Here is a 17,176-nt window from a genome sequence, read left to right on the forward strand (position 1 = left end):
AAAAAACGAATAAAGGAGTTCTCTTATGAAACATTTGCTTACGACAAATGAATTGGAAATCGATGATATCCTTCAAATACTGCTGGATGCACAAGCCTTCTCTGAAGGGGAGACTTGGCAGTTACCTTCTCAAGAATTCGTCGCAAATCTGTTTTATGAAAACAGTACTAGGACGAAAAGTAGCTTTGAAGTAGCAGAAAGGAAACTTGGATTATCAGTGGTACCGTTTGAAGTTTCGACTTCGAGTGTCCAAAAAGGAGAGACTCTGTATGACACAGTCAAAACGCTTGAGTCAATTGGAGTTGGAGCAGTCATTATCCGTCATTATGAGGATGCTTACTTTGAACAATTATTATCAGGGATTAATATCCCAATCATTAATGCGGGGGACGGATGTGGTCATCACCCCACTCAAAGTCTCCTGGATCTATTAACCATTAAACAAGAGTTTGGTGGATTTGAAGGATTAAAAATTGCCATTATCGGTGATATCAGCCATAGCAGAGTAGCAAGGTCGAATGCGGTGGCACTTGAAAGACTTGGTGCAAAGATAGTATTTTCGGGGCCGCGTGAATGGTTTGATGAATCAATAGGAAATTACGAAAGCATTGATAGTGCAATAGAAACTTCAGATGTTGTAATGCTGCTTAGAATACAACATGAAAGACATGATCAAGGGATGTCTTGGTCAAAAGAAGAATATTTACAAATGTACGGACTTACGAAAGAAAGAGAACAAAGAATGAAACATGGTTCCATCATCATGCATCCGGCACCGGTAAATAGGGACGTCGAGATTGATGGTGATTTAATAGAATGTCCTCGCTCAAGGATATTTAAACAAATGCAAAATGGTGTGTTTGTTAGAATGGCTGTATTAAAAAGAGCATTTGAACTAAACAAAGGAGGAATTATCCATGGCAATCGTAATCAAAAATGGACTATTACTAACTGAGGATGGGACTAAGATCGAGCAGGATTTGAAAATTGAAGGTCAATTCATTACTGAAATAGCCGACCAGATTGACCACAATGGACATGAGCTTGTAGATGCCAAAGGATTATTGATATCTCCTGGATTTGTAGACTTACACGTGCATTTAAGAGAGCCTGGTGGCGAGAAAAAGGAAACGATTGAAACGGGAACACTTGCTGCGGCACGAGGAGGATTTACAACAATCGCAGCCATGCCTAATACACGTCCAGTCCCAGACTCTAAAGAAACATTAGTATGGTTGAATCGTAGAATCCAAGAGACTGGACACGTAAGAGTACTTCCTTATGGTTCGATAACAATAAGGGAGCTTGGCCAGGAACTTACGAATTTTAAAGAGTTAAAAGAAGCAGGCGCTTTCGCGTTCACCGATGATGGAGTAGGAGTCCAGTCAGCTAGCATGATGCTATCAGCTATGAAAAAAGCGGCTGAAATCAATATGCCAATCGTGGCGCACTGTGAAGAAAATACATTAATCAATAAAGGATCTGTACATGAAGGTACATTTTCAGAGAAAAATGGTTTAAATGGAATTCCTTCGGTTTGCGAAGCGGTACATATCGCGAGGGATGTTCTTTTAGCAGAAGCAGCAGGCTGTCATTATCATGTATGTCACATTAGTACGAAAGAGTCAGTCAGGGTTGTAAGAGATGCTAAAAAGGCTGGGATACGCGTGACAGCCGAGGTTACACCTCATCATTTATTGCTATGCGATGAAGACATCCCAGGCATGGATACAAATTATAAAATGAATCCACCATTACGTGGAAAACAGGATCAATTGGCACTGATTGAAGGGCTACTTGATGGCACTATCGATTTTATTGCCACCGATCACGCTCCGCATACATCAGAGGAAAAAGCGGAAGGAATGACTTTGGCGCCTTTCGGTATCGTAGGATTAGAAACAGCATTCCCACTTATGTATACGCACTTTGTAGAGACTGGAAAGCTGTCTTTGAAGTCTTTGATTGAATTCATGGCAGAAAAGCCTGCTGAGGCATTCGGACTTCCGTATGGAACGCTTCAAGTAGGAAGTATGGCAGACATTACACTAATCGATTTAGAAACAGAAGATAAAATTGATCCTGCAACATTTGCTTCTAAAGGGAAGAATACACCATTTACAGGATGGTCTTGTAAAGGATGGCCAGTGATGACAATGTCAGAAGGCAAAATGGTTTGGCAAAAGGAAAGGGTGAAGGCATGATGAAAAGACAGCTGATATTAGAAGATGGAACAGTATTTATCGGAAAAGCTTTTGGTGCAGAGGTAGAGAAGATTGGTGAAGTGGTATTCAACACGGGTATGACTGGTTACCAAGAAATTCTCTCAGATCCTTCCTACTGTGGGCAAATTGTGACATTAACTTATCCGTTAGTCGGTAATTACGGAATCAATCGTGACGATTTTGAATCAATCATTCCAGCCATTCACGGCTTTGTCGTTAAAGAAGTAGCCGATTTCCCGTCGAACTGGAGAAATGAGCTTTCCTTAGACGAATACTTTAAAATGAAAGGCATTCCTGGGATAAGTGGAATAGATACGAGAAAGCTTACTAGAATCATTCGCCAACACGGTACATTAAAGGGCGCGATTTGTAGCATTGAAAAACAACCTGAAGAAGTAGTTGAACAATTAAAAGCAACGGTTTTGCCGAATGATCAAGTAAGGAAAGTGTCAACGAAAACTGCTTATCCAAGTCCAGGAAGAGGTCGTCGTGTTGTCTTGGTAGATTACGGAATGAAGCACGGAATCCTTAGAGAATTGAACAAACGTGACTGCGATGTGGTAGTGGTTCCTTATAATGTAACCGCACAAGAAATCCTGCAACTTAGTCCAGATGGAATTATGCTTTCGAACGGACCTGGAGACCCAAAAGATGTACCACAAGCGTTAGAAATGATTAACGGTGTGGTAGGAAAGGTTCCGTTATTTGGAATCTGCCTAGGCCACCAACTATTTGCACTGGCTAATGGGGCTAACACTGAAAGACTGAAATTCGGACATCGTGGATCTAACCACCCAGTTAAAGATTTAAGAACGGGCAAAGTTGCCATAACATCTCAAAACCACGGATATTCAGTAGAAGAAGACTCAATCTTGAATACTGACCTTGAAATTACGCATATTGCAATTAATGATGGAACGATTGAAGGATTAAGACATAAACAGTATCCAGCGTTTACTGTCCAATACCATCCAGAAGCATCACCTGGACCAGAGGATGCAAACGGATTATTTGATGAATTCATGGAAATGATTGAAGCTGCTAAAAAGGAAGGGGAACCATTATGCCAAAACGTACAGATATAAAAAGCATCCTAGTGATTGGATCAGGCCCTATCGTTATCGGCCAAGCCGCAGAATTTGATTATGCAGGTACACAGGCTTGTATCGCATTAAAAGAAGAAGGCTACCGAGTAATCCTTGTCAACTCTAACCCAGCTACCATCATGACAGATACAGAAATCGCTGATGCAGTCTACATTGAGCCATTAACACTAGAGTTTGTCAGCAAGATTATCCGTAAAGAACGTCCAGATGCATTAGTTCCGACGCTAGGTGGTCAAACCGGACTGAACTTAGCAGTAGAATTAGCGAACAGTGGAGTATTGGATGAGTGCAACGTAGAAATCCTTGGAACAAAGCTTTCTGCAATCCAGCAAGCAGAGGATCGTGATTTATTCCGAACTCTTATGAATGAATTAGGTGAACCTGTACCGGATAGCATGATTATCCACTCTTTAGAGGAAGCCTATCAATTTGTTGAAGAAATTGGCTACCCAGTTATCGTAAGACCAGCATTTACACTTGGAGGAACAGGTGGGGGAATCTGTTCGGACGAAGAAGAATTGATTGAGATTGTCACAGGCGGGTTAAAAAGCAGCCCGGTACATCAATGCTTATTAGAAAAAAGCATTGCAGGGTTTAAGGAAATTGAATACGAAGTGATGCGTGATTCCAATGACAATGCGATTGTGGTTTGTAATATGGAAAACATCGATCCAGTAGGTATCCATACAGGGGACTCAATTGTTGTGGCACCAAGCCAGACATTAAGTGACCGTGAATACCAATTATTACGAAATGCATCTTTGAAAATCATCCGTGCATTGAAAATTGAAGGTGGTTGTAACGTCCAAATCGCTTTAGATCCTTATAGCTTTAACTACTATATTATCGAGGTAAATCCTCGTGTGAGCCGCTCATCTGCGTTAGCTTCCAAAGCGACTGGTTATCCAATCGCGAAATTGGCTGCAAAGATCGCAGTTGGTTTGACACTCGATGAAATGATGAACCCGGTAACAGGGAAAACTTATGCAAGCTTTGAACCAGCGCTTGATTATGTAGTATCAAAAATCCCTCGCTGGCCGTTTGATAAGTTCGAATCTGCAAATAGACACCTTGGGACACAAATGAAAGCCACAGGAGAAGTCATGGCAATCGGGCGTACTTTAGAAGAATCATTACTAAAGGCTGTACGTTCGCTTGAATCAGGAATCTATCATCTTGGACTAAAAGATTCCGAGAAAATAAGTAATGAGATCATTGAAAAAAGAATCCGTAAAGCTGGTGACGAGCGACTATTCTATATCGGTGAGGCAATTAGAAGAGGGGTAACACTAGAGGAAATCCATGAGTGGAGCCAGATTGATTACTTCTTCCTGAAAAAGTTTGAAAATATCATTACACTTGAAAATGGATTACAAACAAATCCTTTCGACTTGGAAGTGGCTAAGCTTGCAAAGGAACGTGGCTTCTCAGATAAAACAATCGCGAAGCTTTGGGAAAGCACTGAAAGAGAAGTTTACGAATGGAGAAAAGAACAACATGTAATGCCAGTTTATAAAATGGTTGATACATGTTCCGCAGAGTTCGAATCAGAAACACCATACTTTTATGGTACGTATGAAGACGAAAATGAATCCATTGTCACTGAACGAAAAAGTGTTGTAGTACTTGGATCAGGTCCAATAAGAATTGGTCAAGGTGTTGAATTCGATTACGCGACAGTCCACTCTGTATGGGCGATAAAAGAAGCTGGGTATGAAGCGATCATCATCAACAATAACCCAGAAACAGTATCTACTGATTTCAGTATTTCTGATAAATTGTACTTCGAACCACTAACAATTGAAGATGTCATGCATATCATTGACTTAGAAAAGCCTGAGGGAGTAGTGGTTCAGTTCGGTGGTCAGACGGCTATCAATCTTGCTGCTCAATTAGTAGAACGTGGAGTGAAGATCCTAGGAACGACTCTTGAGGACTTAGATCGTGCCGAAAACCGTGATAAATTTGAGCAAACATTGACAGGGCTTGGAGTGCCACAACCAAAAGGAAAAACTGCTACTTCAGTTGAGGAAGCTGTCATCATTGCAGAAGAAATCGGCTATCCAGTACTAGTTCGACCTTCATATGTACTTGGAGGAAGAGCGATGGAGATCGTCTACCAACAAGCAGAGTTATTGCACTACATGGAACATGCAGTAAAGATTAACCCAGACCACCCTGTGCTAATAGATCGTTATCTGATTGGTAAAGAAATAGAAGTGGATGCGATCTGTGACGGTAAAGATGTTGTAATCCCTGGAATCATGGAGCATATCGAACGAGCAGGCGTACACTCTGGTGACTCGATTGCCGTATATCCTCCGCAAAATCTTTCAGATGAAATCAAAGAAAAGATTGTAGAGTACACGATCAAAATGGCAAAAGGCTTAAATATCATCGGGTTATTGAACATCCAATATGTTATTTCAAAAGGAGAGGTCTTCGTACTAGAAGTAAATCCTCGTTCTAGTAGAACGGTTCCTTTCCTAAGCAAAATAACAAATGTGCCAATGGCAAACCTGGCTACTAAGGTCATCATGGGACAAAGCCTGGCGCAACAAGGCTATTCGACAGGATTGATCGAAGAGAAAAAAGGGGTATACGTTAAAGTTCCAGTATTCTCCTTTGCAAAACTAAGACGTGTTGATATCACGCTCGGACCAGAGATGAAGTCAACAGGTGAAGTCATGGGGAAAGACACAACTCTTGAAAAAGCATTATATAAAGGATTAGTTGCTTCAGGAATCCAAATAAAAGAGTACGGCAGTGTCCTTCTAACTATCGCAGATAAAGACAAGGATGAAGCTTTACTCTTGGCAAAAAGATTCCATAACATCGGTTACCAGCTAATTGCTACGAGTGGGACTGCTGCTCTACTTCAAGAGAGAAACATTCCTGTAAGAGTGGTAAATAAAATTGGTGCCGAATCAAATACATTATTAGATGTAATCAGAAACGGTGAAGCCCAGTTTGTTATCAATACTTTGACAAAAGGAAAACAACCAGAGCGTGACGGTTTCCGTATCCGTAGGGAATCAGTAGAAAACGGTATTCCTTGCTTGACTTCACTGGATACAGCAGAAGCGATTTTACGAGTGATTGAATCCATGACTTTCTCAGCCGAAGCAATGAAACCAGCAACAGATACAAAAGAGGCGGTGCATTCATGATTTTAAATGAGCGGATGACAGTCGTTTCTCAAGAAAGAGTAGCAACAAACATTTACGAGCTTACCTTACAAGGTGAGCTCGTAACAGAGATGAAGCAACCAGGTCAATTCGTTCATCTTAAAGTCGCAGATGGATTCGAACCATTACTTAGAAGACCAATCAGCATTTGCTCCATCGATCATGAGAGAAACCAATTTACAATGATTTATCGTGCAGAAGGCAGAGGGACACAATTGCTTTCTAGTAAACGAATTGGTGACGAAGTGGATGTTCTAGGCCCATTAGGAAATGGTTTTCCAGTAAATGCAATAGAGGCTGGAGGAACAGCTCTATTAGTAGGAGGGGGAATCGGAGTCCCTCCTCTATATGAGCTATCTTCTCGATTAGTAGAAAAAGGCATTAAAGTGATTCATGTACTAGGTTTCCAGTCTGGTGAATATGCGTTTTATTTGGAAAAGTTCAAAGAGCTCGGACAAACTTATGTGGCTACAGTGGATGGAAGTTGTGGGACAAAAGGATTTGTCACAGATGTGATCAAGGAAAATGACCTACAGTTCGATGTATTATATAGCTGTGGACCAACCCCTATGTTAAAAGCACTAGAAGAAACATACGGTGATAAAGAAGTCTACCTCTCTTTAGAGGAAAGAATGGGCTGTGGAATTGGGGCATGCTTCGCGTGTGTCTGCCATACACAAGATGATCCAACTGGATATAGCTATAAAAAAGTATGTAGTGATGGGCCAGTATTCCGTTCAGGGGAGGTTGTACTATGAGCGTTTTAGGAATAGAACTACCAGGGCTTTCGTTAAAAAACCCTATCATGCCCGCATCGGGATGCTTTGGATTTGGTAGAGAATTCAGCGGGTTATATGATTTAAATAAACTTGGTTCCATCATGATCAAAGCTACGACGGCTGAACCAAGATTCGGAAACCCAACTCCTCGTGTAGCAGAAACACATGCAGGGATGCTTAATGCAATTGGACTTCAAAACCCTGGATTGGAAAAAGTGATCGAAAGCGAGCTTAAATGGCTAAGTCAATTTGATGTGCCGATCATTGCTAATGTAGCAGGATCGATGGAAGAAGATTATATAGAAGTAGCAAAAGAAATTTCAAAAGTAAACAATGTACATGCACTAGAGCTTAATATTTCATGCCCAAATGTGAAACAGGGAGGCATTGCTTTTGGAACTAATCCTGAAACGGCTAAACGACTAACCAAGCTAGTGAAGGAAGTTTCACAAGTACCCGTTTATGTAAAGCTTTCTCCAAATGTCACGAATATCGTTGAAATGGCAAAAGCCGTAGAAGATGGAGGAGCGGATGGATTAACCATGATCAATACACTACTTGGTATGCGCTTGGATATGAGAACAGCAAAGCCTATCCTTGCCAATAAAACTGGTGGACTTTCTGGTCCTGCCATTAAACCAGTAGCAATTCGGATGGTTTATGAAGTCAGCCAACAGGTTAACATTCCGATTATTGGGATGGGTGGGGTAACTACAACAGAGGATGTTATCGAGTTTTTATATGCTGGTGCAAGTGCAGTGGCTGTAGGGACCGCCAATTTTGTAGATCCATATATCTGTCCGAAGATTATTGATGAATTGCCTTCTCTCGTAAAAGAGTTAGGATACGACCATATTTCTGAATGTATCGGAAGGAGCTGGGGAAAGCATGAACAAATCACTTATCATCGCGCTTGATTTTCCAAATGCTGATCAAACAATATCCTTTCTTGAATGTTTCAAAGATGAGAAACTTTTTGTGAAGGTAGGTATGGAGCTTTTTTATCAAGAGGGTCCTAGTATCATTCGAAAAATAAAAGCACTCGGACATAGTATCTTCCTTGATTTAAAACTACACGATATTCCTAATACAGTAAAACAGGCCATGAAAGGCTTGGCGACTCTTGAAATCGATTTAATTAATGTCCATGCAGCAGGTGGAAAAGAAATGATGAGGTCAGCGTTGGAAGGACTTATTGAAGGAACTCCAAAAGGAAAATCGAGACCTCAATTAATAGCAGTAACCCAATTGACCAGTACATCTGAAGAACAAATGCAAATCGAACAACAAATTGGTCTTACATTGGAACAATCAGTCCTACACTATGCCTCACTTGCAAAAGAAGCCGGCCTAGATGGAGTGGTTTGCTCGACACATGAAGTGAAAAGCATTCATGAATTACTAGGCAATGATTTTCTAACAGTGACCCCAGGCATCCGTTTGGCTTCTGACAATGCCAATGACCAGAAGCGTATTGCGACACCTGAGAAAGCTAGGTTGTTAGGTACAAACGCAATAGTTGTAGGAAGATCGATTACAAAGAGCATTTCACCGTCAGATTCCTATCAAGAAATCCGTAAATCCTGGGAGGGTGTTACTTTATGAAAACAATCATCGCTGAACAATTATTAACTATTAAGGCAGTATTCCTTCAGCCGAACGAACCATTTACATGGTCCTCTGGAATTAAATCTCCAATTTACTGTGATAATCGCTTAACACTTTCCTATCCAAATGTGCGTAAAACAATCGCAAAAGGATTACAAGAACTGATCGAAATCAACTTTCCCGAAGTAGACCTAATTGCTGGAACAGCAACTGCTGGAATTCCACACGCTGCTTGGGTGAGTGATTTGATGGAATTACCTATGTGCTATGTTCGTTCAAAAGCTAAAGGTCACGGAAAAGGAAATCAAATTGAAGGAAAGGCTTTAGCTGGACAAAAAGTAGTGGTGGTTGAGGATTTGATTTCAACCGGTGGCAGTGCAATCACCGCAGTAGAAGCACTAAAGGAAGCTGGTTGTGAGGTTTTAGGCGTCGTTAGTATCTTCACCTATGAACTTCAAAAAGGAAAGGAAATGCTTAGCAATGCGGGGATCATCAATCATTCTCTATCCAATTATTCAACCTTGATCGAAGTTGCAGAGGAAAAGGGCTACATAACTAAGCAGGATATTGAAAAGCTTACAAAATGGCGCCTTAACCCATCAGATGAAAGTTGGATGGACGATTCAATAAGTGAAGTAAAATAGTAAGATTGATAATAAGATTATTCTGAGAGACACTATTTTAGTGTCTCTCTTTCTTTTTTAGCCTTTTTATCGTTTTAATAGACATTCGACTAAGCTTGTCCTGTGTTTAAACATGATGAAAGAATTAAGAAGAGGGTACTACTAAATATAAAAAAAGGACTGATCCTCTAAAAAGCTGAACGCTTTCGGATTAGTCCTTTTTATTGTTCTCATTTCTTTAATGCCCTTACAACATCTGGATTTGGTGTTACATAAACAGTCTGTTGATTATCATATATTACAAAACCAGGTTTGGATCCATTCGGTTTTTTTACATGGCGAATCTTAGTGTAATCGACAGGTACTGAACTTGATTCTTTAGCTTTGCTAAAATATGCTGCCAAAATGGCTGCTTCTCTAATCGTTTCATGGCTAGGTGATTCATTTCTTATTACGACATGTGAGCCTGGAATATCCTTTGTATGGAACCAAATCTCATCACGGTTTGCTAGTTTGTTTGTTAAATATTCATTCTGCTTATTATTTTTTCCTACCAAAATTTCGTCACCGGTGCTTGAAATATATTTTTCTAGCTGTGGTTTCGTATTTGTATTTTTCTTAGGGCCTTTTCTTTGTCGTTGTTTAATATAACCGCCCTCTGTCAACTCTTCCCGTATTTCTTCGATATCTCGCGGAGAAGCGGAATCAAGTTGTTGTAATAATGCATCAAAATAAGAGACTTCCTCTTCTGCGATTCTGATTTGTTCTTTTACTATATCAATCGAGTTTTTCGATTTTTGATAGCGAGTAAAATATTTTTGTGCATTGTCAGATGGTCCTTTTAGAGGGTCAAGTGGAATCATTACATAGGTTTCATCTTCTTCATAATAATTCACTACTGTTACTTCTTTCATCCCTTTTTGGAGCTGATACATATTTGCTGTGATCAATTCACCATAAAGCTGAAGCTGATCGGCATTCTTACTTTCTTCTAGTGTCTTTTCGAGTTTACCAATTTTCTTTTCATTTTTTTCTTTTTCGTTCAAGATGAAACGTTCTAAATCTTGAGCTTGTTGTTTGATTCGATCGCGGTCAGCTTTTCCGAAATAATATCGGTCCAGCATCTCACTTAATGTTGGGTATGTCATTTTCGAACCGTTAAATTGATTTAATGATAGAAAGTAAAAGGATTCTTTTCTGTCATGTTCCATAATGGAAGGGACATAAGCGGATACTTTCACTTCTTCCATAATGTTCATAAAAGTTTTCGGTACAGTCTCCCTGTTTGCTAGTCCAGAACGAGAGATGATTTCCTTTGCAAGCATAGGAGAAACACCTGCGAATTGTTGGACTAATTGCTTGTCCAGTTTTCCAGAATTAAAATCGATTTTTCGTAAAATATCTTCCTCTTCAACTGTTAGAGGATTCTGCTTATCTTGTTCTGGTGGATATTTGTAATCCTGTCCTGGAAGGATGGCTCGATAACTATTGACTGCATAGGAAACATGCTTGATGCTATCAAGAATCATTCCTCTTTCTTTGTCTATTAAAATGATATTGCTGTGGCGCCCCATGATTTCAACGATAAGTTGTTTGTATGAAATATCCCCGATTTCATTGCGTCCTTTTATTTCAAAGATAATGATGCGATCTAATTCCTTTTGAACAATATCTTCTATTATGTAACCCTCAAGATGCTTTCGTAACAACATGCAGAACATAGGAGGTTCTTTTGGATTATCGGGTGTTTCATCCGTCAACTGGATTCTTGCATAGCTAGGGTGAGCAGAAATCAGTAATTTATGGTTCTTACCGTTTGCTCGAACAATCATTAATAATTCATTTTTAAAAGGCTGATTTATCTTACTGATTCTTCCACCTTTAAGGTTAGTAGATAATTCTTCAACCATTGCTCTCGTAAAAAGTCCATCAAAAGACATAATGAGTTCTTCCTTTTCTAATCAAAAATGAGTGAAGTTTATTATACACAGAGCGCGTTCTTATACTCAAACAAGGCGCTTCCGCTTTTCTTAATGTCTAGCTCCGACGTACAGGATGTACTAGTGCCGACAATGCCACAGGACGTGGCGAACTTAGTCGGCCTCGAGGTCACAAGCCAAGCTCCCTACGGAAGGAAAAGACGCCTTCCTACGGGAGCTCGTCTTGTGCTTGTCGGACTACCACAGGATGTGGTGGCGTCAGCGTTCGCCACAGGACGTGGCGGATTTTAGTTGACGTTCCCTTCTTACAAGGCGCTTCCGCTTTTCTTAATAAGTATAGCATTTTTATGGACGAGTCTGAATAAGCATGATGGAAGAGGGACAACTCTTTTTGCACTATCTGAAAGTATATCTTACGGTAGATTTGAAGTAAATCGAAGTTAGAGCCGTAAGTTGGAAGATAGTATTAGTGCAACTAGGCAATCGCCGGCGCTATAGCTTGGCGCTAGCCAAGTTTTCTAAAGATGGGAGAGGGAAAGGACATGCTGGACAAAAATTTCCGTGAAATGAAAACGGAGGAAATCGAACACTCGCTTCAAACGAGTAAACAGCTTGGACTAGAGAAAAAGGAAGTCCAAAAAAGGCTAAAAGAATTTGGATACAATGAGCTTCAAGAAGGCGAGAAGCAATCAGCACTTCTATTATTTTTCGCACAGTTCAAGGACTTTATGGTGCTTGTACTTTTGGCAGCAACTCTGATTTCTGGTCTTCTTGGAGAATACATAGATGCCATTGCCATTATCGCCATAGTCATCGTGAATGGATTTTTAGGTTTTTTTCAAGAAAGAAAAGCGGAAAAATCCCTTGATGCATTAAAGGAAATGGCTGCTCCACAAGTGCATGCCCTGAGGGATGGAGAATGGCAAAAAATTCCTTCCAAGGAACTGGTGCTTGGAGATGTTATCCGTTTTGCTAGTGGAGATCGTATAGGAGCAGATTTACGTATTATCGAAGCGAATAGTCTTGAAATTGAAGAATCGGCCTTAACGGGGGAATCAGTCCCTGTTACAAAAATGGCGTCCCCTAACTATCAACCAGTAGATAGCATAGGGGATGAGGAAAATCTGGCTTTCATGGGAACGATGGTTACCCGTGGGCATGGTATGGGTATTGTCATCTCCACAGGTATGGGCACAGCTATGGGGAAAATTGCAGATATGCTACAGTCTGCCCAATCTACAACGACACCATTGCAACATAGATTGGAGCAATTAGGAAAAATCTTGATTACAACGGCGCTGTTATTGACTGCATTAGTTGTCATCATCGGAGTATTCCGAGGAAATGATTTATATACAATGGTTCTCGCAGGCGTTTCCTTGGCTGTAGCCGCCATTCCTGAGGGTCTGCCAGCCATAGTAACAGTGGCACTATCTCTTGGTGTTCAAAGGATGATTAAGCAAAATGCCATTGTAAGGAAGCTTCCGGCAGTTGAAACATTAGGCTGTGCGTCGGTAATTTGTTCAGATAAAACGGGAACAATGACTCAAAATAAAATGACTGTGACTCACATATGGAATGGTGGGCAAACATGGTCGGTGACTGGTAGTGGGAATGAAACAAATGGATCGTTTTTAAGAGGCCAAGAGGAAATCTCACCAACTAAAGATAATACACTTCAACAAATATTAACGTTTGGATTACTTTGTAACCATGCAGACGTTGTGGAAAGAGAAGGAAAAGTGGTTATTGATGGAGACCCCACAGAAGGTGCATTGGCCATTGCAGCATTAAAGGCAGGAATCACGCGTCGATCCCTTCACGAAAAGTTTGAGGTTGTAAAGGAATTTCCGTTCGATTCAACTAGAAAGATGATGAGTGTTATCGTAAAGGATAAAAATGGTCGTCAATTTGTCGTGACTAAAGGGGCACCCGATGTCCTGGTTTCCAAAACAGAATCCATCCTTTGGGGCGACAAACTTCAATATTTAACAGGAGAAATGAAAAGTACCGTACAAAATGCCATTGATGGATTGGCTGAACAGGCTTTGAGAACCATTGCGATTGCTTATAAACCTCTATCTGGAAATACGGATATCCTTAAAGAACAAGAAGCTGAAACCAATTTAATCTTTATTGGGCTACAAGGGATGATTGATCCGCCGCGACCTGAAGTGAAGCAAGCAGTTAAAGAGTGCCGTGATGCTGGAATTAAAACAGTGATGATTACTGGTGATCATGCAATTACTGCAAAGGCGATTGCCAGTCAACTCGGGATATTACGTGGCAAAGAAAAAGTCATTGAGGGGAAAATGCTCGCTGACATGGAAGTGAGTGATTTGGAGGAAATCGTCGAGGACGTAAGTGTTTTTGCAAGGGTTTCTCCTGAGCACAAGTTAAAGATTGTAAAAGCTTTACAGAATAAAGGACATATTGTTGCCATGACGGGTGATGGTGTGAACGACGCACCTGCCATCAAAACTGCTGATATTGGTATCGCCATGGGTATTACAGGAACTGATGTTGCGAAGGAAGCTTCTTCTTTGATTTTACTGGACGATAATTTTGCCACAATTAAAGCCGCCATCAAAGAAGGGCGAAATATATATGAAAATATTCGAAAATTCATTCGATATTTGTTAGCTTCAAATGTTGGTGAAATTCTTGTTATGTTCTTCGCGATGATTATGGCACTCCCATTGCCGCTAGTACCAATCCAGATTCTTTGGGTCAATTTGGTGACAGACGGGCTTCCTGCAATGGCACTTGGTTTAGATCAACCAGAAGACAATGTCATGAAAAGAGGTCCGCGTCATCCTAAAGAAGGCGTTTTTGCAAGAGGTCTAGGATGGAAAATTATTTCTAGAGGCTTTCTGATTGGTTTATCTACAATTCTAGCTTTCATCACCGTCTATAAATCGAATCCTGATCAACTTGTTTATGCACAAACAGTGGCATTTGCAACACTTGTATTAGCGCAACTCATACATGTGTTTGATTGTCGAAGCGAAAAATCCATTTTCTCTAGAAACCCTTTTGGAAATAAGTATCTGGTCTGGGCTGTTTTATCTTCCTTACTTCTAATGCTTGTCGTGATTTATTATACACCTCTACAAGGGGTGTTCCACACGGTTCCTATTGCGTTGCGTGATTGGCTATTAATAGTAGGAATGGCTTCACTTCCAACTTTTTTATTAGCAGGATCATTTTTAATAAGAAAAACAAAATGATTTGTGTTATAATTCGAAAGGTAGTAGAGTGTCCTCTATTACCTTTTTATTTTGTACTATCTAAGTGCAAGCTACGAAGTAATCCGACATAGAAGTCCAAATAGGTGGATAGTATAAGTGGAACTAGTCAATAACCGGTGTTAAGTGTTTGGTGCTGTCTAAGTATTCTATATAGATGTTTTGAGAACAAGCCTATGCTGAGAGTCGACTTGGCATAATCGCATTTCTTATTGAAATGGAAGTGACTACATGGTAGTAAGCATGACTGGATATGGTCGTGGGACTAGGGAACAGGACAATGTAAAGGTAATTGTTGAAGTTAAAACGGTTAACCACCGTTTTTTAGAATGTTCTTTCCGAATGCCGCGCCAATTGCTAGTTTTAGAAGATAAATTGAAAAAAACGATGCATACATATATTAATAGAGGCAGGGCAGAAGTTTACGTTACCGTTGAAGGAGAAGGACTCATTAATCGAAGACTTCAATTAGATTGGAAGCTACTGCATCAATTCATGGAAGAGATGGAAAAAGTCAATGAAGCTTTTTCACTGAATCAAAAGCCATCACTGAAGGAAATTACTGCAATTGAAAACATTATTTCTGTTGAGGAATTCCAAACTGATAATAATATTATTGAAGACTTGATAATTGAATCATTGAAGGATGCTTGCAAAACTTTAAAAGTTATGCGTGAAGAAGAGGGTGCAGAGCTAAAAAAGGATTTACATTTCCAAATGAAGAATATTTGGAGTTCTACTGAAAAAATTCGTGAATTCGCGCCTAATGTTCTTGCTAGTTATAGGGAACGACTTAAACAAAAAATGGTAGAATATGCGAATGGACTAATTGATGAAACACGTCTTTTAAATGAAGTTGCCATATTTGCTGATAAAGCAGACATCAATGAAGAAATAACCAGGCTTCAAAGCCATGTAAGCCAGTTTGAAAAAACAATGGATGATCATGGACCGATAGGTAGAAAACTGGATTTTATTGTGCAGGAAATGAACCGGGAAGTTAACACGATTGGTTCAAAGGCGAATGATGCTTCAATAACAACTTTCGTAGTTGAAATGAAAAGTTCGTTGGAAAAAATGAAAGAACAAGTCCAGAACATCGAGTGAAGGTTTATATTAACTGATGGAAGGCCACAATAGATAGAGAGAACTGGGGGACCAACATGTCAATTAAACTGATAAATATAGGATTCGGTAATATAGTATCTGCTAACCGAATCATTTCCATTGTAAGTCCTGAATCCGCTCCAATAAAAAGAATCATTCAGGATGCAAGGGATCGAGGATCTTTAATTGATGCTACTTATGGACGGAGAACTAGAGCAGTAATTATAATGGATAGTGATCATGTTATATTATCTGCCGTTCAACCTGAGACGGTTGCTGCTCGATTAAGTGACCGTGATGATAGTGTAGAGGAAGGGTAGGATATAAAGAGAATGTATAAAGAAAAAGGATTGTTGATCGTTTTATCCGGACCATCTGGTGTTGGAAAAGGAACTGTAAGGAAAGAAATTTTTTCTCAAAATGATGCGAAATTTGAATATTCGATTTCTATGACCACAAGAAAGCCACGTGAAGGCGAAGTGGATGGTGTCGATTATTTCTTTAAATCCAGAGAAGAGTTCGAGCACCTAATTGAACAAGGAAAATTACTGGAATATGCAGAGTTCGTTGGTAATTATTACGGAACTCCAGTTGATTATGTTAGAGAAACGATAGAAAATGGAAGAGATGTATTCCTTGAGATTGAAGTACAAGGTGCACGCCAGGTTCGTGAAAAATTCCCTGAAGCCCTATTTATTTTCCTTGCACCACCAAGTCTTTCAGAACTTAGGAATCGTATCGTCACAAGAGGCACTGAGACTGAAGACATCATTTCTAAAAGGCTCCAAACCGCTAAAGAAGAAATCGAAATGATGGACTTATACGATTATGTTGTAGAAAATGATGAAGTAAAATTGGCTTGTGAAAGAATCAAGAGCATCGTCGTAGCAGAGCATTGTAATCGCGAAAGAATAGCAAAACGTTATCAAATTATGTTGGAGGCTGAATAATCCATGTTATATCCATCTATTGATTCATTATTGAATAAAATTGACTCAAAGTACTCTCTAGTTTCTGTCGCAGCGAAAAGAGCTCGACAAATGCAAGGGAACAATCATTCAAAACTATCAAAGCCAGTGTCTCATAAAAACGTAGGTAAAGCTCTAGAAGAAATCCATGCTGGTGTATTAACCTATACACATACTCCAGGATCAGAAGAAGATTGATGCGAAAACCTTGTCATTTTGACAAGGTTTTCTTATACTTTTCGGAATAAATGTAGTAATGAAGTATTTTGACTTACAGGCTAATATTTGGAAAAAAGTATAGTGCAACTACGCCTCTGTTCTCGCCAATCGGCGAGTTTTCTAGCACTTTAATGATTTATAAATTGGCAGCAAGGAAGTATGTCG

General features: G+C 39.9%; 15 protein-coding genes. 14 read left to right on the forward strand and 1 reads right to left on the reverse strand.

The annotated features are described in order from the left end of the window. The first annotated feature begins 25 nt into the window (after positions 1–25). From G3O09_RS10465 to pyrE, 8 genes are read left to right on the forward strand one after another with little or no spacing between them, the layout of a single operon-like run. The gene (locus tag G3O09_RS10465; RefSeq protein WP_163101434.1) at positions 26–955 is read left to right on the forward strand and encodes an aspartate carbamoyltransferase catalytic subunit; all 930 of its coding nucleotides are present in this window, start codon (positions 26–28) and stop codon (positions 953–955) included. Then, the gene (locus G3O09_RS10470) at positions 918–2,204 is read left to right on the forward strand and encodes a dihydroorotase (RefSeq protein WP_163101435.1); all 1,287 of its coding nucleotides are present in this window, start codon (positions 918–920) and stop codon (positions 2,202–2,204) included. The genes G3O09_RS10465 and G3O09_RS10470 overlap by 38 nt, the downstream gene beginning before the upstream one ends. Then, entirely contained in the window at positions 2,204–3,310 is a 1,107-nt protein-coding gene (locus G3O09_RS10475) for a carbamoyl phosphate synthase small subunit (RefSeq protein WP_163101558.1), read from the forward strand. Before G3O09_RS10470 ends, G3O09_RS10475 begins: the two co-directional genes overlap by 1 nt. Beyond that, positions 3,289–6,501, forward strand: coding sequence for a carbamoyl-phosphate synthase large subunit (carB, locus tag G3O09_RS10480; protein ID WP_163101436.1), 3,213 nt, complete (start codon positions 3,289–3,291; stop codon positions 6,499–6,501). Before G3O09_RS10475 ends, carB begins: the two co-directional genes overlap by 22 nt. Next, on the forward strand, positions 6,498–7,277 hold the full coding sequence (locus G3O09_RS10485; protein ID WP_163101437.1) for a dihydroorotate dehydrogenase electron transfer subunit: 780 nt from the start codon (positions 6,498–6,500) through the stop codon (positions 7,275–7,277). Before carB ends, G3O09_RS10485 begins: the two co-directional genes overlap by 4 nt. Beyond that, positions 7,274–8,215: a dihydroorotate dehydrogenase gene (locus tag G3O09_RS10490; protein WP_163101438.1), complete on the forward strand. Its 942-nt coding sequence runs from the start codon at positions 7,274–7,276 to the stop codon at positions 8,213–8,215. Before G3O09_RS10485 ends, G3O09_RS10490 begins: the two co-directional genes overlap by 4 nt. Beyond that, positions 8,187–8,903: an orotidine-5'-phosphate decarboxylase gene (pyrF, locus tag G3O09_RS10495; RefSeq protein WP_163101439.1), complete on the forward strand. Its 717-nt coding sequence runs from the start codon at positions 8,187–8,189 to the stop codon at positions 8,901–8,903. Before G3O09_RS10490 ends, pyrF begins: the two co-directional genes overlap by 29 nt. After that, complete coding sequence (gene pyrE, locus G3O09_RS10500) at positions 8,900–9,550, forward strand: orotate phosphoribosyltransferase (RefSeq protein WP_163101440.1); 651 nt, start codon at positions 8,900–8,902, stop codon at positions 9,548–9,550. Before pyrF ends, pyrE begins: the two co-directional genes overlap by 4 nt. A 209-nt stretch (positions 9,551–9,759) precedes the next feature. Here the strand turns inward: pyrE and G3O09_RS10505 are convergent, their stop codons facing one another. Continuing rightward, positions 9,760–11,469, reverse strand: coding sequence for an Rqc2 family fibronectin-binding protein (locus tag G3O09_RS10505; protein WP_163101441.1), 1,710 nt, complete (start codon positions 11,467–11,469; stop codon positions 9,760–9,762). Between the two features lie 93 nt (positions 11,470–11,562). Here G3O09_RS10505 and G3O09_RS10510 point away from each other — a divergent pair, with 93 nt between their 5' ends. The 6 genes from G3O09_RS10510 (at position 11,563) to rpoZ (ending at position 16,990) form a co-directional block, all read left to right on the forward strand. Beyond that, a complete protein-coding gene (locus G3O09_RS10510) occupies positions 11,563–11,760 on the forward strand; it encodes a hypothetical protein (protein WP_163101442.1) in 198 nt (65 codons plus the stop codon). Positions 11,761–12,011: 251 nt separating this feature from the next. Then, positions 12,012–14,699, forward strand: coding sequence for a calcium-translocating P-type ATPase, SERCA-type (locus G3O09_RS10515; RefSeq protein WP_205439643.1), 2,688 nt, complete (start codon positions 12,012–12,014; stop codon positions 14,697–14,699). A 249-nt stretch (positions 14,700–14,948) separates the two neighbouring features. Continuing rightward, positions 14,949–15,824, forward strand: a complete 876-nt coding sequence (locus G3O09_RS10520) for a YicC/YloC family endoribonuclease (RefSeq protein ID WP_163101443.1) — start codon at positions 14,949–14,951, stop codon at positions 15,822–15,824. Positions 15,825–15,880: 56 nt separating this feature from the next. Next, the gene (gene remA / locus G3O09_RS10525) at positions 15,881–16,144 is read left to right on the forward strand and encodes an extracellular matrix/biofilm regulator RemA (RefSeq protein ID WP_163101444.1); all 264 of its coding nucleotides are present in this window, start codon (positions 15,881–15,883) and stop codon (positions 16,142–16,144) included. A 12-nt stretch (positions 16,145–16,156) separates the two neighbouring features. Next, positions 16,157–16,774 (forward strand): guanylate kinase, encoded by a 618-nt coding sequence (gmk, locus tag G3O09_RS10530; RefSeq protein WP_163101445.1) that lies wholly within the window; start codon positions 16,157–16,159, stop codon positions 16,772–16,774. Between the two features lie 3 nt (positions 16,775–16,777). Next, complete coding sequence (rpoZ, locus tag G3O09_RS10535) at positions 16,778–16,990, forward strand: DNA-directed RNA polymerase subunit omega (RefSeq protein WP_163101446.1); 213 nt, start codon at positions 16,778–16,780, stop codon at positions 16,988–16,990. The last annotated feature ends 186 nt before the right edge of the window (positions 16,991–17,176 follow it).

Origin of the sequence: Peribacillus alkalitolerans (assembly GCF_010882125.1) — a bacterium.
GTDB classification, from domain to species: Bacteria; Bacillota; Bacilli; order Bacillales; family DSM-1321; genus Bacillus_BN; species Bacillus_BN alkalitolerans.